We start from the raw sequence: 20194 nt of genomic DNA, 5'->3' as shown, positions 1-20194 counted from the left end.
CAAATAAAAAATAATTCAAAAAAAATAACAGTCAGTATAATCACTTTCGCTTATCTGTAAACGAAAAAACCCAGCATCGCTGCCGGGTTTTCATTATTGTTATTTTCAGTTCACTATTCTTATAATCTCTCCTTCACCCACCCCAATGCAATATCCAACTGCTGACGAATAGTAAGCCCCGAATTATCCAGCACCAGCGCATCTTCTGCCTGACGCAACGGACTTACTTCGCGATGCGAATCGATATAATCGCGCATCTCCAGATTAGCACGCACTTCTTCGATGGTTACGTTGGGATTTTTTTCGTAGAGTTCTTTGAACCTGCGTTGTACACGGATGGCATTATCTGCCGTCATAAAAATCTTGAGCTCTGCATTGGGGAAAACTACTGTACCGATATCACGTCCATCCATCACAATACCTTTTTTTCTTCCCATTTCCTGCTGTTGCTTCACGGCATATTCGCGCACTTCGCGGATAGCTGCCACTTCACTTACTTTTTCTGCCACTACGAGATCGCGGATAACGTATTCAACGTTCTCGCCGTTGAGGAACATTTCGCTTTGCCCGTTTTTATGATTGGCGTGAAATTCGAGCTTTACATGACCAAGCGCTTCGTGAACAGCTTCGGCGCTGGTCCAGTCGATATGGTTACGTAGAAAATAAAGTGTGATGGAACGGTACATTGCGCCGCTATCGATATACACATATCCTAATTCTCTTGCGAGTTGTTTTGCAAGGGTGCTTTTGCCACAGCTGCTCCAGCCGTCGATGGTGATGATGATCTTCTTATCCATGGTACGCTGCAAAAATGCAGAAAAAGCGGCAATTGGCAATAGCCGTTGCGGCAAACCTCAGCCGGCTGATTCAGATTATTTTTTCAGCACAGAGCTGGTATCAGACCAGATATCCTCCGGACTCAATTCTTTCTTAACTGGGGCGGCCGATCCGAACAGGATACCTGCCGCTCTTTCCAGACTGTCCTGAAGCGAAGTAAGCCTGATCAGTTCAATGGCATTGTTGTACCTCTCTCTGAAATGCGCCAGCTGCTTGTCCTTGCCCGCGTTCTTTAAGTGTAGCGTATCCAACAACCTCTGATGCCGCATCAGTTTGAACTGCAATGAAAGATTCTCACTCACCAATGTTTCCTTTCTTCGCTCGAAAGTATTGATCTCATAAGAAAGGTTTTCTTTTCTCAGTTCCAGCATTCTCGCTCTGGAATCGAATGTGCCATTGAGGTAAAGTATCACCAGTGTTCCGATTGAAATGATAATGGGAAGTAAGGAAGTCCAGAAACCTGCAGATTTCCACACAGGTCTGTTCAGTCGTTTTATCTCGAGTTTAAGTTTCTCGATCTCAAATTTTTCTTTGGTGTCTGCCACAGGCGGCACCATCATTTTTTCTTCAAAGAGTTGGTTAATCATAGTCAGCTGCTTTGGCAGAATGAATGAACCATGTACGGGAAATATAGAATGAAAGATGTGGTAACCGCAGGCAGTTAATTATCGAAGAAGGACAGCAATAGCCTGGCGGATAAACACAAAAAGAAAGCGGACCAGTAAACTGGCCCGCTCTCTCAATTATGTAGTGGACGACGACAAAGTGGACTCACTACGGTCAAGTCACCTGGTTCCTGTGCGGTACTGAAAATGAATTCGTACCTGTAATCAGAGGGGATCAGTATCGCGAAGATACCAGGGCCATATTACTGCATGGAAACCGAAGGACTTATCCATAGAACGACACTTTATCGCAAAAGTTGTGTGTTACTGCGTTTTTCTCTGGAATGTTGCAGGAGTATGCAGGGTACTATACCGATTTAGCATAACCGAGCCGGATATACCGCAAAAAAGAAGGCCCCGCCTCACGGCGGAGCCTAAGTGTTTCCTTGTAGTGAAAAACTATTTTAAGCTTATGCTTCTGATTTTTCTTTGCTCGGCTGCTGCTGAATAGTGAAAGTGATCTTGCTGTTCTCTTTGTCGAGGTCAGCGATCATCACATCTCCTGCTTTGATATGCATGTTGAGAATTTCTTCAGCAAGCGGATCTTCGAGATACTTCTGAATGGCTCTGTGCAACGGACGTGCACCGAACTGTACATCGTATCCTTTTTCAGCGATGAAGTTCTTCGCATCTTCTGTGAGCTCCAGTGTAAAGCCGAGTGATTGAAGTCTCTTGGTAACACCCTTCATGAGAATATCTATGATCTTGAAGATATTGTCTTTGGTGAGTGAGTTGAAGATGATCACATCGTCGATACGGTTGAGGAACTCAGGAGAGAAAGTACGTTTCAGCGCTTTCTCGATCACCGCCTTGTTGTTTTCATCGGAGCTCTGCGTACGCGCTGCTGTAGCGAAACCTACGCCTTCTCCGAAATCTTTCAACTGGCGTACACCGATGTTGGAGGTCATGATGATGGTAGTGTTCTTGAAATCCACCTTACGGCCGAGACCATCGGTAAGCTGACCATCGTCGAGTACCTGCAACAGAATATTGTAGATATCCGGGTGTGCTTTCTCGATCTCATCGAGCAGGATCACCGAGTAAGGTTTGCGGCGCACTCTTTCGGTGAGCTGACCACCTTCTTCGTATCCTACATATCCCGGAGGCGCACCAATCAGGCGGCTCACGGTGAATTTCTCCATGTATTCACTCATATCGATACGGATGAGTGCATCTTCTGAGTCGAACATATAGCGGGCGAGTGAACGCGCGAGCTCTGTTTTACCAACCCCTGTAGGTCCGAGGAAGATGAAGGTTCCGATTGGTTTCTTCGGATCTTTCAAACCTACGCGGTTACGTTGGATGGCTTTCACCACTTTGTCGATGGCTTCATCCTGACCGATCACCATGCCTTTCATATCTTCAGACATGCGGCGGAGTTTATCGCTTTCAGCCTGTACCATCCGTTTAACGGGGATACCGGTCATCATGCTCACCACCTCTGCAATGGCTTCGTCGTCTATCGGATAACGTTTGTGTTTGCTTTCTTCTTCCCAACCTGCTTTGGCTTTTTCCAGTTCTTCCTGGAGGCGTTTTTCAGTGTCGCGGAGAGAAGCAGCTTCTTCAAACTTCTGGCTCTTTACTACTTTGTTCTTCTCAACTTTTACATCTTCGATCTTCTTTTCGAGATCGAGGATCTCTTTTGGAACGTTGATGTTCTTGAGGTGAACGCGTGCGCCTACTTCATCCATAACGTCGATGGCCTTGTCTGGCAACAGACGGTCTGTGATGTATCGGTCGCTGAGCTTAACGCAGGCTTCGATGGCATCGTCACTGTAAGTAACGTTGTGATAGTCTTCGTATTTGCTCTTGATATTGTTGAGGATCTGAATGGTTTCGTCCACAGAAGGTGGTTCAACCATTACTTTCTGGAAGCGGCGGTCGAGTGCTCCGTCTTTCTCGATATACATTCTGTATTCGTCGAGCGTAGAAGCGCCGATGCATTGGAGTTCGCCTCTTGCGAGTGCAGGTTTGAAGATGTTGGATGCATCCAGTGAACCGGAAGCGCCGCCGGCGCCAACGATGGTGTGGATCTCATCGATGAAGAGGATCACGTCTCTGTTCTTTTCGAGCTCGTTCATGATCGCTTTCATTCTTTCTTCAAACTGACCACGGTATTTGGTACCGGCCACGAGAGCGGCGAGGTCGAGAGAGATCACGCGTTTGTCGAACAGAACCCGTGATACTTTTCTTTGCACGATGCGTAACGCCAATCCTTCCACGATAGCGGTTTTACCAACACCTGGTTCACCGATAAGGATCGGGTTGTTCTTTTTGCGGCGAGAGAGGATCTGCGATACACGCTCGATCTCTGCTTCACGGCCTACGATCGGATCGAGTGATCCGTTTTCTGCAAGTCTGGTGATGTCGCGACCGAAATTATCGAGCACCGGTGTTTTGCTTTTGGCATTGCCGGATGCACTGCGTTTCTGTTGCGAATATTTTTTCTCTTCATCAAAATCATCCTCACCTTCATCAGCATACTCACTTCGTACGTCGTTGCTTTTCACTACGCCTAGTTCATTTCTGAAAAGATCGTAATCCACGTCGAATTGATTTAAGATTTGAGTAGCTATGTTTTCTTTGTTCTTTAAAATAGAGAGCATCAAGTGTTCGGTTTCTACCGTAGGGCTCTTCAAAGCTTTTGCTTCGAGCACGGTTACACGAATTACCTTTTCCGCCTGTTTGGTTAGGGGTAAACTATTTATGTTCGCGATGTTCTTTCCGGTTTTATCTTTTACAGCCATTTCAACTTCCTTTCTCAGCTCATAAAGGTCAACATTGAAACTCTTCAGAATACGGACGGCCGTGTTCTCGCCTTCCCGGATCAACCCCAGCAACAAATGTTCGGTACCGATAAAATCGTTCCCCAGCCTTAAAGCTTCCTCCCTGCTAAACGAAATGATCTCTTTCACCTGGGCTGAAAAATTGTTGTCCATTTTTATAATTTGTTGTGTTATACAATAATAACAAATAATTTTGACTTCTGTTCTGACCGTATTATTAACGGTTGTTAACAAGTACTAAGTGTGTTATGAAGGTCAAAATTGATACCAAGCAAAAATTCCATGTCATTTACATCACAGAACCAGATCTTTCTGGCAATATGACAGCGGAACTGAGTGAAAGTCTGCTTCCTTTCCTCCAAATTGACGTTAAAAACGTAATTGTTAATTTGAAAGACATCGAATCTGTGGACGAAGCTGCTGCCGAAGAATTGTTAAAGATGCATCAGACATTCTATGAGCATCAGGCAAGCTTTGTTCTCTGTGAGCTTCAGCCATCTGTAAGTGAAAAGCTCGAAGAGCTCGACATGCTGGATATGCTGAACATCACTCCCACAGAAAGTGAAGCCTGGGATATAGTTCAGATGGAAGAAATCGAAAGGGAGTTGCTTGGCGGCAACGATAATGATTTCTGATAACAAGAATTAACCGGGTAACCAACGCTTATGAAGAAATTTGCTGTGATCGTAGCCGGCGGCTCCGGCCTGAGGATGGGTACCCAGTTGCCCAAGCAGTTTTTGCCATTGCGCGATAAACCCGTGCTTTGGTATACACTCAATGCCTTCCTCGAAGCATTCGATGACCTCACCATTATTCTCGTTCTGCCGGAAGCACATTTGCAGACCGGGCATGAGATACTGCGTTCTACCTCCGATCCCGACCGCATCTGGATGACAACAGGAGGCGAAACCCGCTTCCACTCTGTAAAGAACGGACTCGACCATATTCACCAGAACTCCATCATATTTGTGCACGACGGTGTTCGCTGCCTGCTTACGCCCGAACTGATCCGTCGTTGTTACGATACCGCTCAGGAACGCGGCAATGCAATACCTGCGGTAACGGCAGTGGACAGCATCCGTATCGAAACCTTCGGAGGCAATGCAGCTGTAGACCGTAACAAAGTGCGCATCATTCAGACTCCGCAAACTTTCTATTCCGATCTTATCAAAGCGGCCTTCGAGCAGGAATATGATGATAGCTTTACCGATGAAGCCAGTGTGGTGGAACGCCTCGGCGTAAAGATCCATCTGGTGGAGGGAGAACCGACAAATATCAAGATTACGCGGCCTTTAGATATTCTCATTGCAGAGAAGATCCTTGAAGAGCGCGAAATGGGAATTTAGCACGACGGAACATATTGAATTTGCTTTTGATCAACCGGAGACTGCCAAAACAGAGCGTCTCAACATTCTTAGCGACTGCCTGAAGAACGTTTGTCGAATTTACTTCGCGACTGCCCGGTGGCCCGCGTCTCGCGAATGACTTATATTTTTTCATCTACAGCGAAGACTGATAAAACCTGATCGCGTAAGCGAATTTCTTATCGAACATCTGCAATCAATTATCGATCAGCCATATTTTGGTGGCTGAGGAAATATTGCTTTGCTGTTTGGAATTTTGTCTCCTGCTTTTGGTTTGTCTTCTCAAAGGGATATGCAACGCGGGCGATGAAATAAACCGCCGCGGGAGAATAATTATTTGACTTTTGTGGGGGAAGATGGGACAGTAGAATGCAATTCAGCTTCTTCGCTTATATTTCAAAGGCCGCGTTGCATATCCCTTTGAGGCGAACCGCTGAAGGGGCAGGTGCGAAAAGCAGCTTCACACAATTCTGCGCTACTCTGGCCCTTCTTATTCCTCTTTGCATTGAACATATTCAGTAAAATTTCCGCACCAGGTTTCCCAAACAATCCTCCATTCTTCTAATTTCTTGATTATTGTTGACAGACTCTTTGACCCGTTTCGGGTATTCATCATCGACGCAGCTTGCTGAGTTTACTTCGGGAGATCCTCCGTTTCGGGGTTGCCCGATCAGGACCTTCGAATATGTTGCACGGAATCTGAGCCCTGCTCTATCGTCCCATCCTACCTGACATAGATCATCGGAGTTACAATACTGCCCGGCATATTTGTCGGACTGATCGGGCAACACCCGAAACGGCACAACAATCAATAACTAACCTTTCAGTTAGCATACAATCATTTTCAGAAAACAGCATAAATGAGAAGGATAATCAACATCATTTGAGCCAACGGATGAGCGCAGGCAACCTGTTGATGCGAAGTGAAGGATATGTTTCCAACGTAGCGCCGAAACTTCCATAGAAGAATGCCAGATTGCGGATGTCTGATCCCTCGAAATCGAGGAGCAGATGTTGATTCGAGTGATCGTGAATGAAACGGTCGATGAGGTAATGCGATGCACCAGCAGTTCTGCCATTCGGATGATTGCCCACCATAATGTAGCAGGCCCGGTTGTTGGTGATGAAGTAAACGCAACTCGCTATGAGCTGATTAGCCGTTGTATAAACGCCACAGGCAAGCGCTTTGCCCTGCGGCTGAAGCTGATGGAAGAGCTTTGCAAAATTGTCGTAATCTGTTTCCGTGAGATTGGAAATGGATTGCATTTGCGAACGGGATAATGCAATAACTTCTTCAACGGCGATGTTGGTAGCGTAACGGTTGTTGGCCTGCTGCGCTTTTTTGATGTTGCGTTTGATATTGTCGCGGTACAGACCAGTGATAGTGTCGTAGGGTTTGTTGAGATCGAGTACGTAGTTGTTGCGTAGCGTAGCCCCCGTGAGTTCGGCAGCATCGTTGTGCTGATTGAGCTCTATTTCAATCAGCCGGAATTTTTTGGGGACGGCAGCAACGAAAGCTTTGATGAGCGTTGCACTGAGATTGTTGCCGAATACACCGAGTTGCGCTGTGAAAGCCGGTTGATAGAGATAATGAATGCCGTACTTTTTATTGTAAGTGAGCGGCATCACAGCTTCGTAATCGTTGAGCACAAGAGCATCCCAGTTTTTACTCATGTAATCGAGATGCGCTGCATACGCATACGGCAATCCGTTAGTGGATGCACTGATGCACCGATCCCATTTTTGAATGTCGAGATCTTTGCGGAGAATGTATCGTATGGTGTGATGCCGATCCATTGGAACATCACACTAGAGTGAAAAAGGCATTTTGGTGAGCTTGCGGAGATCGAGTCGCTGAATGTCGATGCTGAAGGAAATTTTCTTCAGGAATTTATTCTCTTCAGGAACTGTTTTCAGATTGTCGCGGAACTCACTGCTGTACACAAGCGGCGCATAAATATTCAGCAGGTCTTTGAAGAGACTGAACTGAATGCCACCCACATACAGGAACCGGCTGGTAGCTGCATTCTTTTTCCAGGCATCGGAATAGGTGCCGAGATCGAGGAAAAATTTAATGGGGAGCGGAACAGGAAACAGCTGCAGCGGAAGTGATGTACTGAAGTTCATGGAAGCAATCCAGTTGTCTGAACGGCCCTGCAGATCCTGAAAAAGATCGGTGCGCAATTTCAGTCCGCCATCGCGCATCATTATCTGCTGACTGCCGAGACCATCAAAATCGTTGCGGCCGATGAAGTAATTGCTGTAGGTGTAGTCTTCGTTTCCGCGTACTGCCGTCAGCTTGGGCTGATAGCGCATGGTGCGGAATTCTTTTTCGGTAGTGCGTGCTCCGAGATAACCGAATTTGGCTGCGAAAGCGCGAACATTCAACCCTCCCCCATCTGCATAATTGAGGAAGTAGTTTCCGGTGGCGCTGGCACGATAGAAGCCATTGCCCTGCTGCACCTGCAACTGCACATCGTATGGATAAAGCACGCGGTAGTTGGTGATATTGTATGTGAGCTGGTTGATATAGCTCTGCTCCATTTTTCCTTTGTAGGGATGGAACTGATCGTCCTTAGTGCTGTTTGCATAACGGAAGCCCTGCTCACCAATGATGAAGGTTTTCCACTCAAGCCAGTGCTCGATGGAATTGCGGGCAGTTTTGTTGCGGAATGTAACGCGCACCTGCGGCGTGAAGCGATAGTATCCGCCGAATATTTTGTTGTTGTTGCTGTCGATACCTTCAAGCGTGGAAAAGCGTGCGCCACCCACTCCGATCTCAACGCGGTTGAGTCCCTGAGGAAAAAAGGTGTAGCCGATCCTTCCCACTCCGTTCACCTGCTTGCTGCCAAAAGCATAGAGTGGCGCAAGCACATAACGGAATTTCTGGAATGGCGGCATGTAGTTGTGAACGATCACACCGGCCATCAGTTTGTCGTACGTGTTGTATCCTACGGCAGGGAAAAAGTTGATGTAGTTCACTTTGTCGGCATCCTTCAGATTGAAGAGAAAGGCAGGTTTCAGTTTTTTCGGTCCGGTGTATGGATCGATCTCTCCTTTATTGTTGAGCTCGCTGAATATGTTGCCGAGATCCTGACCTGAAGTCTGCTCCATCTCTCTTCTGAAATCGTCGGGTGATGGATGCCTGAACTGCCACTCGCGGAAGTAAGTGCGCATACAGCTGTCGAACAGCGGTGTGCCCAATTGCTTCTCCAGTTTTTCGAGCCAGAGCGCAGTTTTCATATATGGTATCACGGCATTGTTGACCCAGGTGAAGTCGGCCGCATGGGTTTCGATGGGTTGATCGCTGCGTTGTTTGGCGAGGATGGTCATGATGATCTTGCCCTGATCTTCCGGAATGCGGTTGTGGATGAATGAACTTTCGTCGTGTGCTTTGGGGGCGGTACGGCGATCGTAATAAGTGTTCAGCCCTTCATCCATCCAGGGATGATCGCGTTCGTTGGAGGCGACAACGCCGTAGAACCAGTTGTGACCGGCTTCGTGGCCGATCAGGTGATTGAGTTCTCTTGCACCGTTCACAGATGCTATGCTGGTGATGGTAGGATATTCCATTCCTCCCTCGAATCCGATGGGAGCCTCCACTACGCTCACTACATTGTATGGATATTCACCGATCAGCTCTGAACGATGGAGGATATTTTTCTTCAGCATGTGCATGGCTCTGGTCCAGGCTGTTTTTTCGCGGGGAAGACGGAACACATTTGTTTTGATGACCCTTCCCGAAGGGAGTGCAAGCGTATCCTGCTCCACTACAAAATCAGGATTGGCGAACCAGGCAAAATCGTGAACACGGCTCTGTTTGAACTGAAGCGTTCGGGTTTGAGCGGGTGCATTGGCAGCATCCTTTGCAGCATTGGCCAATGCATCGTTGATGGTGGTGCCATCGTCGTGAATGATCAGATTCTTTTCCGGAGCTCTCTTTTTGAATGCCGGCTTTGCAGCAGCAGGCTTCCTCATGGGTTTCTTTTCCATGAGAAAAGGATGCTTCTTTTTTGCGGGTGGCGGCGGCCCCTTGAGCGTGCCTGTTGCACCGTATGTGCCCATTACGAGATCGCCGGTGGCGGCCACCGCAAAGTATTCGGGAACGGTGATGCGTACATCGAAGCTGCCGAATTCACTGTAGCCCTCTCCCTGATCGAGGTAAGGCATTTCGTGCCATCCTTTGCGGTCGTACACCGCTGGTCTCGGATACCAGTATGCGATCTGATAGGCATTGCCTTTGAATCCGGTTCTGCTGAATATGGCGGGCAGTTTTACATGAAAAGGTGTGGTGATCGATGTGCCTGCACCGGGAGCCAGCGGCTCCGGCAACCACACTTTTATTACATCGATAAACTGCGGATGATCTTCTGTGTGTATGCGCGAATTGTTCACGCGAAAATCGAGGCGGTTGATGTAGCCGCGCTTCTCTCTGTCGGAAAAGTAAAAATCGGTTTTGCCGTTTTCGAGCAGCTGATCGGAGAATGCGGTACGATCGTTCTTGAATGCATTCGGCCAGAGATGGAACCAGATAAACCGAAGCGTGTCGGGAGAATGGTTTACGTACTGCAGTTTCATCATGCCGTTGAGTGCATGTTCTCTGTCATCAAGACTAACATCGATCGTATAATTCACTTCCTGTTGCCAGTAAGCAGATTGCGCAAAAAGAGAGGATTGAAACAGAAAGCAGCAGCCAAGTATCAGTAAGAGTCTGTGCACGTAGGTACCTTTTATCAAAAATAAGGGATTACAAAGGAGATACAAAGCAAATCACTTGCCCTTGCCCAGAAAGAGAATGCGAAGGGTATGCAGCATGATCTTGAAGTCGAGCGCCAGTGAAATGTTTTCGATGTAGATGAGATCGTACTTCATGCGTATGATCATTTCATCTACAGTACTGGCATAACCGAACTGCACCATTCCCCACGAAGTGAGGCCGGGCTTCACTTTCAGCAGATAGTTGTAATAAGGTGTCAGTTGCTGGATCTTGCCGATATAATGTTCGCGTTCGGGTCTGGGCCCTACCAGGCTCATTTCGCCTTTGAGGATATTCCAGAGCTGAGGCAGTTCATCTATCCGCCATTTGCGCATGGTTTTTCCCCAGCGGGTAATGCGCGGATCATCGTCGTTGGAGAGTTGCGGACCATTGGCTTCACCCGGATGGTACATGCTTCTGAATTTGTGGATCTGAAAACGGCGTCCGCGGTATCCCAGTCTTTCCTGCGAATAGAACACAGGACCGGCAGAGGATAGTTTTACGCGGATGGCGGTGTACACCAGAAATGGAGAAAGCAGTATCAGGCTGAGCAGGGCTGCCATCACGTCTATCAGCCGCTTGATATTCTGCTGCCATTCGGGCATCAGCTCTGTACGGATATCCGAGAGCAGCGCGCCGGTTACGTTGGTGGTACGCACCCCTCCTGCGAGGATATCGAGGGTATCGGGAACGATCTTCACATCCACATCTTTTTCACTGAGCACTTGTACGATGTGATTGATCTGTTGCTTCTCGTTTTTATCTACAGCGATCACTACAAGTTTTATCTGGTTCTCGTCGATCACTTCGGCCATATCCTGATAAGACCCATATTGAGGAAGATATTCCCTGATGCCGTTAGGCTCCTGGCCGGCAGCGAGGAAGCCTTTGTAATGGAAACCTTCCAACGCAAGCCCATCGCGGGTTTCCTTGAAAATTCTGGTAGCAACGGAATTGCCTCCGATCAGCAGGGTGTTGAAATAAACATTGCCCTGTGTCAGCTGCCGCTTCACTTTCGACAGAATGAGATGCCTGGCTGCCCAGGTAAGCAGAAACTGTGCGGTGATATAGGTTCCGAGTGCGCTGTAGAAATAAGTGTAGTCCCGTTGCGGATCATTGATCACCAGCGCAAAGAATACCACGGTACAACCGATGAGTGTACAAAGGAAAGTGGAAGAGAATTCGCTCAACCGCGATTTGCGGTAGAGCGAATTGTAGGCGCCCGTAATGGAGTAGAACATCACCCAGCCGATGGGAATGATAACGATGCCCAGCCAGAAACGGTCGTTGAGAATAACTTTATGATCTATTACAATGCGCTCGTGCAGAAAGTACCTTCGGGCAAAGTAAAACAATACCCAGCCTGTTACTGCTGCGAGGTAATCACCAAGCAGATACCAGGCACTATGTATTGGTTTTTCTGTCCCTTTTGAAGGTTTATGCAACAATACTATTGTTTTTTATTTTCTGAAGTATCTGATGCGCCACGTCCATCGCCCTGTAGCCATCCACCTCAGATACTTTTGTGGGTGAATTGCTGACGATTGAATCACGGAAAGCTTCTAATTCTTTTTTTATCGCATTAACTTCAGGAACCTGGGGGTTGATCACGGCTATGGTGCGTTTACCGTGTGGTGTATCCAGATCAAACGAAAAAGCATCTACATCATGCGGAGATTTCAGCTTGATTACTTCGGATTTCTTGTTAAGGAAGTCCATGCCAATATACGCATCTTTTTGGAACAAACGCATTTTGCGCATCTTCTTCATCGAAATGCGGCTGGAGGTAAGGTTGGCTACGCATCCATTATTGAATTCGATACGAACGTTGGCAATATCGGGAGTATCCGTCATAACGGCTACACCGCTGGCGGAGATCATTTTCACTTCGCTTTTTACCAGATTCAGAATGATATCGATATCATGGATCATCAGATCGAGTATCACGCTCACTTCAGTACCCCTGGGGTTGAATTCGGCCAGGCGATGCACTTCGATGAACATGGGTTGCAGATCGAGTTCTGCTACCGAAAGGAATGCAGGATTGAATCGCTCCACATGCCCTACCTGGAACTTGATATTCGACTCTTTTACGAGTTTAACCAGTTCGCGCGCCTCTTCCATGGTATTGGCCAGGGGCTTTTCAACAAATACATGCTTTCCTTTACGGATGGCTTTTCTGCAGAGGTCGAAATGGAAAGTGGTGGGAGCTACGATGTCTACAGCATCCACTGCATCCATCAGTAATTCCGGATCGAGAAACCGGGGGAGCTGATACTTTTCCGTTACCTGTTGAGCTGCATCATCTGATGGGTCATAGAACCCAACGAGCTCTACATCTTTCATCTCCTTCCAGTTATTCAGATGGAACTTACCCAGATGGCCTGTGCCGAATACGCCTACCTTTAGCATTGTAAAAATTTAATGGCCAAAGATAAACGATACAGCCGCTTACATAACGGATTTTTATTACCAACAGGTACGTGGATGTGAATAACTAAGGCCGGTTTTGAGACTATTTCACCAACCTGGACCGGGAGGTATAAAATGTTGTGGGATGATAAATGAACAGCACCGTTCCGTCTTTGATCTCATCGATCAGCGGACGGCTGATTTCGTTGGGAACTGCGGGGCAGCCCTGGCTTCTTCCAATGAATCCCTGGCTCTGAATATAACGATCAGAAACATAGTCTGCACCATGTACCACAATCGCCCTGCGGTCTGCCAGATCATTGATGCCTTTCTCAACACCCTGTAACTTCAATGAGTAACCGTTGTTGCCCTGATAGGTTTTGCCGGTAATGTAAAACCCAAGACTGCTCTTGTTGCTCGATGGCTTATTCGAAAACACACTGGCCATCTCCCTTCCTGAGCGGTTGCCATGGGCTACAAGGCTATGGAACAACATCTGGTAGTTATTGAGATCGATCACAAACAAACGCTTCTCACTGCTGGGTTTGCTGAAATCTGCTATGGAGAGAATATTATCGCGGATCAGTCCGGCTTTCTGGAGCTTTTCCATTCCTTTGAGCGCCATCTGAAAAACAGTACGACTCAACCCCTGTTCTTCGAGGTGAAGACTGTCGTATACACTCATTTTGGAAAGCGACCATGCGAGTGCACGGTACTCGATATTGCCGATCGGAGATGGGGCAAAGAACAGATTCCTGCCTTTGATGGAGGTGGTACCATCGGTAGTAGATGGAACAAAAGACCATTGGAGGGCGATGATCAACCCTAACACAGCCGCCTGTACAATTGCGGCCAGCCTTAACCTCTTTTTCTTAATTCCGGTTTTTCGGGAAACTTTTACAAACTGCATTGGACTCCAGCCATTTTTAAACGGTCAAAAAATCATGCGTGCTACTACCGCATATTTTCTATCAACGGGAAAACGGAAAAAAAATTGCCCTGGGAATTATCAGGGCAATCCTGGATTTTTACTATTTGAACCGGGGCAAATGTACGCTATTTTGGAAATGAAGAACCCGGTAAGGATTTTTTAACATATCAATACCATCCTTGATATGAGGGAGTACAATAACAGTTTGATTTTCAGAGTTTTTCTCCAATGAGGGTATACAGAACATTGCGGTAATGCTCACTGCAGGGCAGCTCGGTATCGCCCAGAAAAACGGTTTTGCGCGAAACGGTATCCAGTTTTCTCAGCGATACGATATACGAGCGGTGTATTCTGATGAAGCTGGAAGCCGGCAATCTGCTCTCGAAATATTTAAGCGTCTGTAAAGTTACTACGGGCTTGCGGCTGCCAGAGAGATGTATGCGCGTGTAATCTTTCAGTCCTTCGAGATACACAATATCCTCATAAAATATCTTCTGGATCTTATGGGAGGTTTTGATGAATAGAAAATCATCGTTCTGCTGCTGGCTTCTGCTGTTCTTCCGATAACTGATGTATTCATATGCTTTGCTCACCGCACCAACAAAGCGGTCGAAGGGTACGGGTTTCAGCAGATAATCCACGGCATCGAGTTCAAAACCTTCCACCGCAAATTCGTTGTAGGCAGTTACGAATATCACCGATGGTTTCTTGTTCAGCGTTTTCAGAAATTGGGTGCCCGAAAGATCGGGCATTCTGATGTCGAGAAAGATGAGATCAATTTCCTCCTTATCAAAATACGGGCGGGCTGCTATCGGCCCCTCGCATCTGGCTACCAGCCTGAGGTACGGTATCTTCTGGATAAAGTCTTCCATCAGATCGAGCGCCCAGGGTTCATCATCGATGATGAGGCAGTTAATTTTCATGGTCCAAATCGATTTTGAGGTTAACAATGTAGAGGGATTGATTGTCTACCACATCCAGCATATACCTGCCGGGATATAAAACGTCCAGCCTCCTCCGGGCATTGATCAGCCCCACTCCTTCGCGCCCCGTCTGACGCGCAGCAGTGATGGCATTGCTTACCGTGAACAGCAGTGTATTGCCGATCACGTCGATGCCGATTCTGATCTCGGAAGGGATGGTATAGCTCACGCCATGTTTAAATGCATTTTCAATGTAAGTGATCAGTAACAGAGGTGCAATCAGCAGGTGATCGGTATGCCCCTTCACTTCGTACTTAACGGTAACGTTCTTGCTTAACCGCAATTTCTGAAGATCGATGTAATTGCTCACATATTCGAGGTCTTTTTTCAGAGAGATCTTCTCTGTTCCTGTATCGTACAGCACATATCGCATTATCTGCGAGAACTTGAGAATGGAGTATTCCGTTTCTTCACTTTTCAGATGCGCCTGCGAATAAATGCTGTTGAGCGTATTGAACAGAAAATGCGGATTGATCTGCAGTTTCAGAAAGTTCAGCTCTGCATTCAGTCTTTCGGTTTCGAGGATCTTCTTTTGCTTTTCGCTGATCAGCAATGAATTTGCCAGTTTGATAAATCCGCTGATCAGTAAAATGATGATGGCAGAGGTAAGCGTATCCATCAACAGCAATGGCAATGCCATGAGTGGAATATCAGATCCGAACACCCGGATTGAACTGATCTCATCTGCCACAGCAAAACCGGCAGTCCGCATCACAGGCCCCGCACCCATTACGTGCTTTTCAAAATATCGGGGTGCGACACCCGCCGTGGCAGGCACCGCCGGCATACTCTGCGACGTAACAAACACCGTATCTTTTTCCGGCGCTTCTCCGGGAGAACGATATGCTATTGTTTCCGAATAACCCGGCATCGAATCGATATGTATGGTGGCACTATCCGGCGCTTTTGAAAAAATGCTCACCATGGGCGCCATCTGCAACTTTCCCACAGGCGAAAGCCGATGGAACAATCTGTTTGGGCCAGCTTTGAGCACCATCCCCATTCTGCCTCTGAACTTTTGCTGAATAACCGATTCGAGAACCAGCTGCTGAATGCAGATCACAAACAGCGATACAAAAACAAAGAGAAAATATTTTCCGTAACGCTTCTTCTGAAAGAAACGCGGGATAAGGAAATAGTAATGAAAGTAAAATAACAGAATCAGAAATACTTTGTTGATCACCTCACGATACAGAAAATAGGTATCGAGAATTTCGATGCGATAGATCAGCAAAGGCATAGTGAGGAATAATCCCCAACCAAGTATATGCAGTGAAATGATCAGCAGACGGTGCACCACCGTTTTTGCAGGCTTGAAACCCAACACATAATTGAATACATCCAGCGCACTGTCTTTTCTCATGATAGAATTGAGACGCCAATTTAGCGAGGCGATGCATTGTAAAAATGCAGTCGCCTGCCAAATCCGCTTTTTTATCTTATCTATAACAAATGCGGGTTAGTAGTTATCGTCGTCGTTCTGTTCGTCGTTGGGTTTGAACTCCAGCATATTGTCGAACCTCGCGGAACCGCTCATTCCCGTGAGCACAAAGCCGCGATTCTTGAGCGTGAATGCTACAGCGCCTGTGCGGCCAACACCTTCGAAACCTGTTTTCTCCGTCCAGCGGTCCGTTGCGGCATCGTACTCCCATGTATTGTTGAGCAATCCGCCATTGCTGCCGGTAGTGAGGTAGATTTTGTTATCGATATTGAATACCACAGCCGACCATCTGGCGATATTGTCGTAATCATCATCAAAGCTTTCGTCCGTTGCATCGGTGGTTTTGTTGAGTTGCACCCAGTTCTTTTCTTTGGGGTCGTACACCTGCAGATCGTTCAGCGCAGTGAGATTGCTTTTGCCCCCGCAGATATAGGCTTTTCCATTTATTACAAAGGCAACTGCGTCGGAGCGTTTGTTCCCTTTTACAGAACCAACCGCTTCCCATCGGTCGTTTACCTGATCGTATTCCCAGCAATCGGACAGCGCACCTTTTTCGTTGCCCAAGGCACCGGTGGCGATATAACCTTTGTTATCGAGCGTAAATGCAACAGCATCGTGACGCGCACCGCCGGTGAATTTGTTCCTGGCAGTCCAGGTTTCTGCAACGGGATCGAATTCCCAAACATCATCCACTGCTTTTTTCAAGGTTTGATCGTATCCTCCAACGATATAGGCTTTGCCTCCAACAACAAATGCAGAAGCGCCATAGATCTTGCCTCCGGGGAATGGATTTCTCGCGGGCTCCCAGTTGCCGCGATCTACATCATACTTGAAAAAAGCATCGGAGTAATCGGCCAGTGTGCCAAAGTATCCGCTGCCAACATATGCCTTATCGTTGATTACAAATGATACGGCCTCACCTCTTGGGTCGCCTCTGAATACATCGCTTGATTTCCAGTTACCAACAAGATCTTCGCTATCAGTACTTTTTGTACAGCCGGAAAACAACAGAGGGCTAGATAACATGAACAGGAAAGCCAATAGTCTCATTTGTATAATTTTCACTAAAAGTATTGGGGGAGTTTTCAAAAAAGTTGATAAAATAGATAGTATAGAAGATGGAATCGACTAATGCGCGCTTTTTGTCTCCGGGAGAAAATCCTGCTGGTTAACAGCCTTCACACAACAGGTGATTTGGATGCTGAAAGAGATAAAAAGGCATTCTGCCGATTATTTTATCAGGCTGATATATAATAACAAAATCCACCGGTGTCTGCCGGATAAATTGTGCGGAAATGAGCCTTAGCGCATGAACCGACTATTCCGCCAGACCCTGATCTGCTTAGTGATCTGCAGTTTTCTGATAACAGCCTGCAACAAAAAGGAAGTACAATTCGGAGCAGAACTGCCCGATAGTGTAAGCCGCATTCTGTACATCGATACCGTAACTCCTTTCTTCTCAACCCTGGTGCTGGATTCATTTCCTACTTCGGGCAACAAGATTATGTTCATCGGCCGCTGCGATGATCCGTTGATGGGACCTACCTCCGCACAAACGTATTTCAATGTAGAACTGCCTGCCTCTGCAAAAGATGCCGAGATCCCCGAAGATGCAAGGTTCGATTCGCTGGTACTTGTGCTGCAGGCGAAAAACCATTGGTATGGCGATACTTCCAAACCACTTACTTTTTCTGCCTATGAGATGGAAGAGATCAGTGAATTTCCATTGGGCAGTAATATGTACAACACCACTTCTTTTCCCTGGTTGCCGAATGCACTGGGCAGTGTTACACGAACCATCAGCCCCAGCAGCGATTCGCTGCTCTTCCGCATCCGGAGCGATAAGGCCAATGAATTCTTTCAGAAGATACGCGACAAAGCTGCCGAGTTCAAAACCGATGATGGTTTTCTCAATTATTTCAGAGGCATCACCATTCGGGTGAACGACAATGACAAAGGCGCCGTATTTGCTTTCAAAACAGACAGCGGTACCATGATGCGACTGCATTACACCACTTACGACCCCTACCCTGTAAAACAAACCATCGAATTCAGGCTTACCCGTCCGGAATATCAGTTCAATCAACTGATCACCGATCGCAGCAAAACCCCGCTGAAAAAGATGTACGACGAACAGGAAGAATATTTCCCTTCGGAAGAATACCCCTATGTTTTCACACAAACAGGAACCGGCGTGATGACGAAGATCACCTTCCCCAGCCTGAAAAACATCAAATCGCTGGGAAAAACAGTGAAGCTGCTCGATGCAAAACTGGAACTCAGGCCAATCGAAAACACCTTCGACCCATATGATTTCCCCTTGTCGAAATCGCTCTATCTGGCACACACAGACGAAACCAATATTACCGGTCAGCAGGTGAGCGACGGGAAAAATGCACTGGTAGCCTGGCCGCAAATCGACAACCAGTATCATCTCAATACCAACTATACATTCGACCTCACGTATTACCTCACCGGATTATTATCGTATACGGGACAATTAAAACCAGGCATGTTTCTGATGGAGGAAAGTCCGGGTACAGGCCTGCTTCTCAACCGCTCCATCCTTGGCACGCATGAACATCCGAGATGGAAATCAGTTCTGAAACTCACCGTATTGACAACTACCCAATAAACATCATTATGCGAAGCAGCACCATCGGAATGGTTCTATTGATTTTTTCGGCACAATACAGTACAGCACAATCGGTAAATTCACCATACTCCACTTATGTGATCGGAGACCTCGAACACCGGAACTACGACAAAACATCGGGCATGGCCAATTCAGGCACAGGCATGATGAGTACGCCTTTTCATTTGCTCAACAAGAACCCCGCTTCCATGGCCGGCCTTGAACGAAGTTTTGTTTTAGGCAATGCCACATTTGTTGCAAGGAGCATCACGTTTGCGGGCGAACCCATCAATACCGACAACAGTAAAGGACAGGATTTCTTCATCAAGAATTTTTCCGTCGCAACAAAGTTCAACAAGGTCTGGTCTGCCGGTGTAAGCCTGATGCCGTTCAGCTATGTGAACTATGCCTATCGTACCAAACTCACCATCGAAGGATCCGACAAACAATATGATGCTTTATACGAAGGCGATGGCGGCATATTCAACGTTAACATCAATAACGCATTCAATGTAGGAAAACACCTGGCATTGGGCTTGCGCACATCCATCTTTTCCGGCTCCATAAATCAGGACGAAATATTGCACACACCCGTAGGCGATGATCCGATAGAAACAAAAAGAAAAGATTACTACAGCAAGATCAGGTTCGAATACGGAGCCATCGTATTCGGCAATCTCGGCAAGAAATGGAAATACTCGCTGGGCGGAAAATTTGCAGCCGGCACATCACTCAACAGAGAAAGAAGCATGATGATTCAGCAAGGCAGCTCCATCATCAGAAAGGACGAAGTATATGAAAGTGATCAGATAGAACTCCCTATGAGTGCGGATATCGGGTTTTCGCTCATTAATAAGAACCAGGTTACCTACAGTGCGGATTATTCATTTCAGGGATGGGGAACAGATCCGATGAAGGGCCGCAACTGGAGCACCATCAACAGCCATCGTTTTGCTGCAGGCATACAGTTCTCCAATATGGTAGAACGCTGGGATATGCAATGGGAAAAAAGTTATGTCCAAACCGGAGCATTCTTCAACAAAAGTTATTTGCAGGTAAACAACACACCCATCGATGAATTTGGCGTGAGTATTGGCTATGGCAGCTATCTGGCAGGCAAAATGAGTTACGGCCTTGCACTCGAAGTAGGCAAACGCGGAACCACTGTTAAAAATCTGGTGCGCGAGAATTATGTGCAGCTGAGCTTCAGGTTTTCTTTCAGGGAGTTCATATACAGCAAAGGAAGAAAGTACGATTAAGCATTTTCTCATATCCGCCGGAGGCAACTGATCATTCAATGCAGATGAATGTTCGTGCGACCACTTGCAGCAGTTTGGAATTAAGAAACCCCGCGCTGTTTTCACAGCTGCGGGGTTCATTTTTT

At 46.9% G+C, this 20194-nt stretch carries 15 protein-coding genes; 4 read left to right on the top strand and 11 right to left on the bottom strand.

Features of this window, described 5'->3' with window-relative positions; translation table 11 throughout:
* Positions 1 to 119: 119 nt before the first annotated feature.
* The 3 genes from cmk to HHL16_RS19075 all read right to left on the bottom strand — a co-directional run bounded on the left by cmk (position 120) and on the right by HHL16_RS19075 (position 4441).
* The gene (cmk, locus tag HHL16_RS19085) at positions 120 to 797 is read right to left on the bottom strand and encodes a (d)CMP kinase (RefSeq protein WP_169426942.1); all 678 of its coding nucleotides are present in this window, start codon (positions 795 to 797) and stop codon (positions 120 to 122) included.
* Between the two features lie 75 nt (positions 798 to 872).
* Positions 873 to 1424, bottom strand: coding sequence for a hypothetical protein (locus HHL16_RS19080; RefSeq protein WP_169426941.1), 552 nt, complete (start codon positions 1422 to 1424; stop codon positions 873 to 875).
* Positions 1425 to 1912: 488 nt separating this feature from the next.
* Entirely contained in the window at positions 1913 to 4441 is a 2529-nt protein-coding gene (locus HHL16_RS19075) for an ATP-dependent Clp protease ATP-binding subunit (RefSeq protein ID WP_169426940.1), read from the bottom strand.
* 95 nt (positions 4442 to 4536) lie between these two features.
* Between HHL16_RS19075 and HHL16_RS19070 the strand changes: the two genes are divergently transcribed.
* Positions 4537 to 4923: an STAS domain-containing protein gene (locus HHL16_RS19070; RefSeq protein WP_169426939.1), complete on the top strand. Its 387-nt coding sequence runs from the start codon at positions 4537 to 4539 to the stop codon at positions 4921 to 4923.
* A gap of 30 nt (positions 4924 to 4953) precedes the next feature.
* The gene (locus HHL16_RS19065; RefSeq protein WP_169426938.1) at positions 4954 to 5634 is read left to right on the top strand and encodes a 2-C-methyl-D-erythritol 4-phosphate cytidylyltransferase; all 681 of its coding nucleotides are present in this window, start codon (positions 4954 to 4956) and stop codon (positions 5632 to 5634) included.
* Positions 5635 to 6531: 897 nt separating this feature from the next.
* Here the strand turns inward: HHL16_RS19065 and HHL16_RS19060 are convergent.
* From HHL16_RS19060 to HHL16_RS19025, 8 genes are all read right to left on the bottom strand, one after another.
* Positions 6532 to 7449: a GNAT family N-acetyltransferase gene (locus HHL16_RS19060; RefSeq protein WP_169426937.1), complete on the bottom strand. Its 918-nt coding sequence runs from the start codon at positions 7447 to 7449 to the stop codon at positions 6532 to 6534.
* 12 nt (positions 7450 to 7461) lie between these two features.
* Entirely contained in the window at positions 7462 to 10371 is a 2910-nt protein-coding gene (locus HHL16_RS25350; protein WP_169426936.1) for a M1 family metallopeptidase, read from the bottom strand.
* A 51-nt stretch (positions 10372 to 10422) separates the two neighbouring features.
* The gene (locus HHL16_RS19050) at positions 10423 to 11853 is read right to left on the bottom strand and encodes a sugar transferase (RefSeq protein WP_169426935.1); all 1431 of its coding nucleotides are present in this window, start codon (positions 11851 to 11853) and stop codon (positions 10423 to 10425) included.
* Entirely contained in the window at positions 11846 to 12820 is a 975-nt protein-coding gene (locus tag HHL16_RS19045) for a Gfo/Idh/MocA family oxidoreductase (RefSeq protein ID WP_169426934.1), read from the bottom strand. Before HHL16_RS19045 ends, HHL16_RS19050 begins: the two co-directional genes overlap by 8 nt.
* A 103-nt stretch (positions 12821 to 12923) precedes the next feature.
* Positions 12924 to 13730 carry a murein L,D-transpeptidase catalytic domain family protein gene (locus tag HHL16_RS19040; RefSeq protein WP_169426933.1) on the bottom strand — a complete coding sequence of 269 codons (807 nt, stop codon included), beginning with the start codon at positions 13728 to 13730 and terminating at the stop codon, positions 12924 to 12926.
* 233 nt (positions 13731 to 13963) lie between these two features.
* Entirely contained in the window at positions 13964 to 14674 is a 711-nt protein-coding gene (locus HHL16_RS19035) for a LytTR family DNA-binding domain-containing protein (protein WP_169426932.1), read from the bottom strand.
* On the bottom strand, positions 14664 to 16097 hold the full coding sequence (locus tag HHL16_RS19030) for a sensor histidine kinase (protein WP_169426931.1): 1434 nt from the start codon (positions 16095 to 16097) through the stop codon (positions 14664 to 14666). Before HHL16_RS19030 ends, HHL16_RS19035 begins: the two co-directional genes overlap by 11 nt.
* 96 nt (positions 16098 to 16193) lie before the next feature.
* Complete coding sequence (locus tag HHL16_RS19025) at positions 16194 to 17225, bottom strand: kelch repeat-containing protein (RefSeq protein ID WP_169426930.1); 1032 nt, start codon at positions 17223 to 17225, stop codon at positions 16194 to 16196.
* A 259-nt stretch (positions 17226 to 17484) separates the two neighbouring features.
* Here HHL16_RS19025 and HHL16_RS19020 point away from each other — a divergent pair, with 259 nt between their 5' ends.
* Entirely contained in the window at positions 17485 to 18810 is a 1326-nt protein-coding gene (locus tag HHL16_RS19020; protein WP_169426929.1) for a DUF4270 family protein, read from the top strand.
* Between the two features lie 8 nt (positions 18811 to 18818).
* The gene (locus tag HHL16_RS19015; protein ID WP_169426928.1) at positions 18819 to 20069 is read left to right on the top strand and encodes a hypothetical protein; all 1251 of its coding nucleotides are present in this window, start codon (positions 18819 to 18821) and stop codon (positions 20067 to 20069) included.
* Positions 20070 to 20194: the final 125 nt, after the last annotated feature.

The organism is Pseudoflavitalea sp. G-6-1-2, assembly GCF_012927185.1.
Taxonomy (GTDB): domain Bacteria; phylum Bacteroidota; class Bacteroidia; order Chitinophagales; family Chitinophagaceae; genus Pseudobacter.
The sequence above is the reverse complement of the archived record's forward strand: the minus strand, read 5'-3'. Positions and strand labels throughout refer to the sequence as shown.

Excerpts from the sequence above, each read along its gene's own strand:
- HHL16_RS19025 (WP_169426930.1), bottom strand. The coding sequence starts at position 17,225 with ATGAGACTATTGGCTTTCCTGTTCATGTTATCTAGCCCTCTGTTGTTT.
- HHL16_RS19065 (WP_169426938.1), top strand. The coding sequence starts at position 4,954 with ATGAAGAAATTTGCTGTGATCGTAGCCGGCGGCTCCGGCCTGAGGATG.
- HHL16_RS19030 (WP_169426931.1), bottom strand. The coding sequence starts at position 16,097 with ATGAGAAAAGACAGTGCGCTGGATGTATTCAATTATGTGTTGGGTTTC.
- HHL16_RS19080 (WP_169426941.1), bottom strand. The coding sequence starts at position 1,424 with ATGATTAACCAACTCTTTGAAGAAAAAATGATGGTGCCGCCTGTGGCA.
- HHL16_RS19070 (WP_169426939.1), top strand. The coding sequence starts at position 4,537 with ATGAAGGTCAAAATTGATACCAAGCAAAAATTCCATGTCATTTACATC.
- HHL16_RS19040 (WP_169426933.1), bottom strand. The coding sequence starts at position 13,730 with ATGCAGTTTGTAAAAGTTTCCCGAAAAACCGGAATTAAGAAAAAGAGG.
- HHL16_RS19060 (WP_169426937.1), bottom strand. The coding sequence starts at position 7,449 with ATGGATCGGCATCACACCATACGATACATTCTCCGCAAAGATCTCGAC.
- cmk (WP_169426942.1), bottom strand. The coding sequence starts at position 797 with ATGGATAAGAAGATCATCATCACCATCGACGGCTGGAGCAGCTGTGGC.
- HHL16_RS19045 (WP_169426934.1), bottom strand. The coding sequence starts at position 12,820 with ATGCTAAAGGTAGGCGTATTCGGCACAGGCCATCTGGGTAAGTTCCAT.
- HHL16_RS19035 (WP_169426932.1), bottom strand. The coding sequence starts at position 14,674 with ATGAAAATTAACTGCCTCATCATCGATGATGAACCCTGGGCGCTCGAT.
- HHL16_RS19020 (WP_169426929.1), top strand. The coding sequence starts at position 17,485 with ATGAACCGACTATTCCGCCAGACCCTGATCTGCTTAGTGATCTGCAGT.
- HHL16_RS19015 (WP_169426928.1), top strand. The coding sequence starts at position 18,819 with ATGCGAAGCAGCACCATCGGAATGGTTCTATTGATTTTTTCGGCACAA.
- HHL16_RS19075 (WP_169426940.1), bottom strand. The coding sequence starts at position 4,441 with ATGGACAACAATTTTTCAGCCCAGGTGAAAGAGATCATTTCGTTTAGC.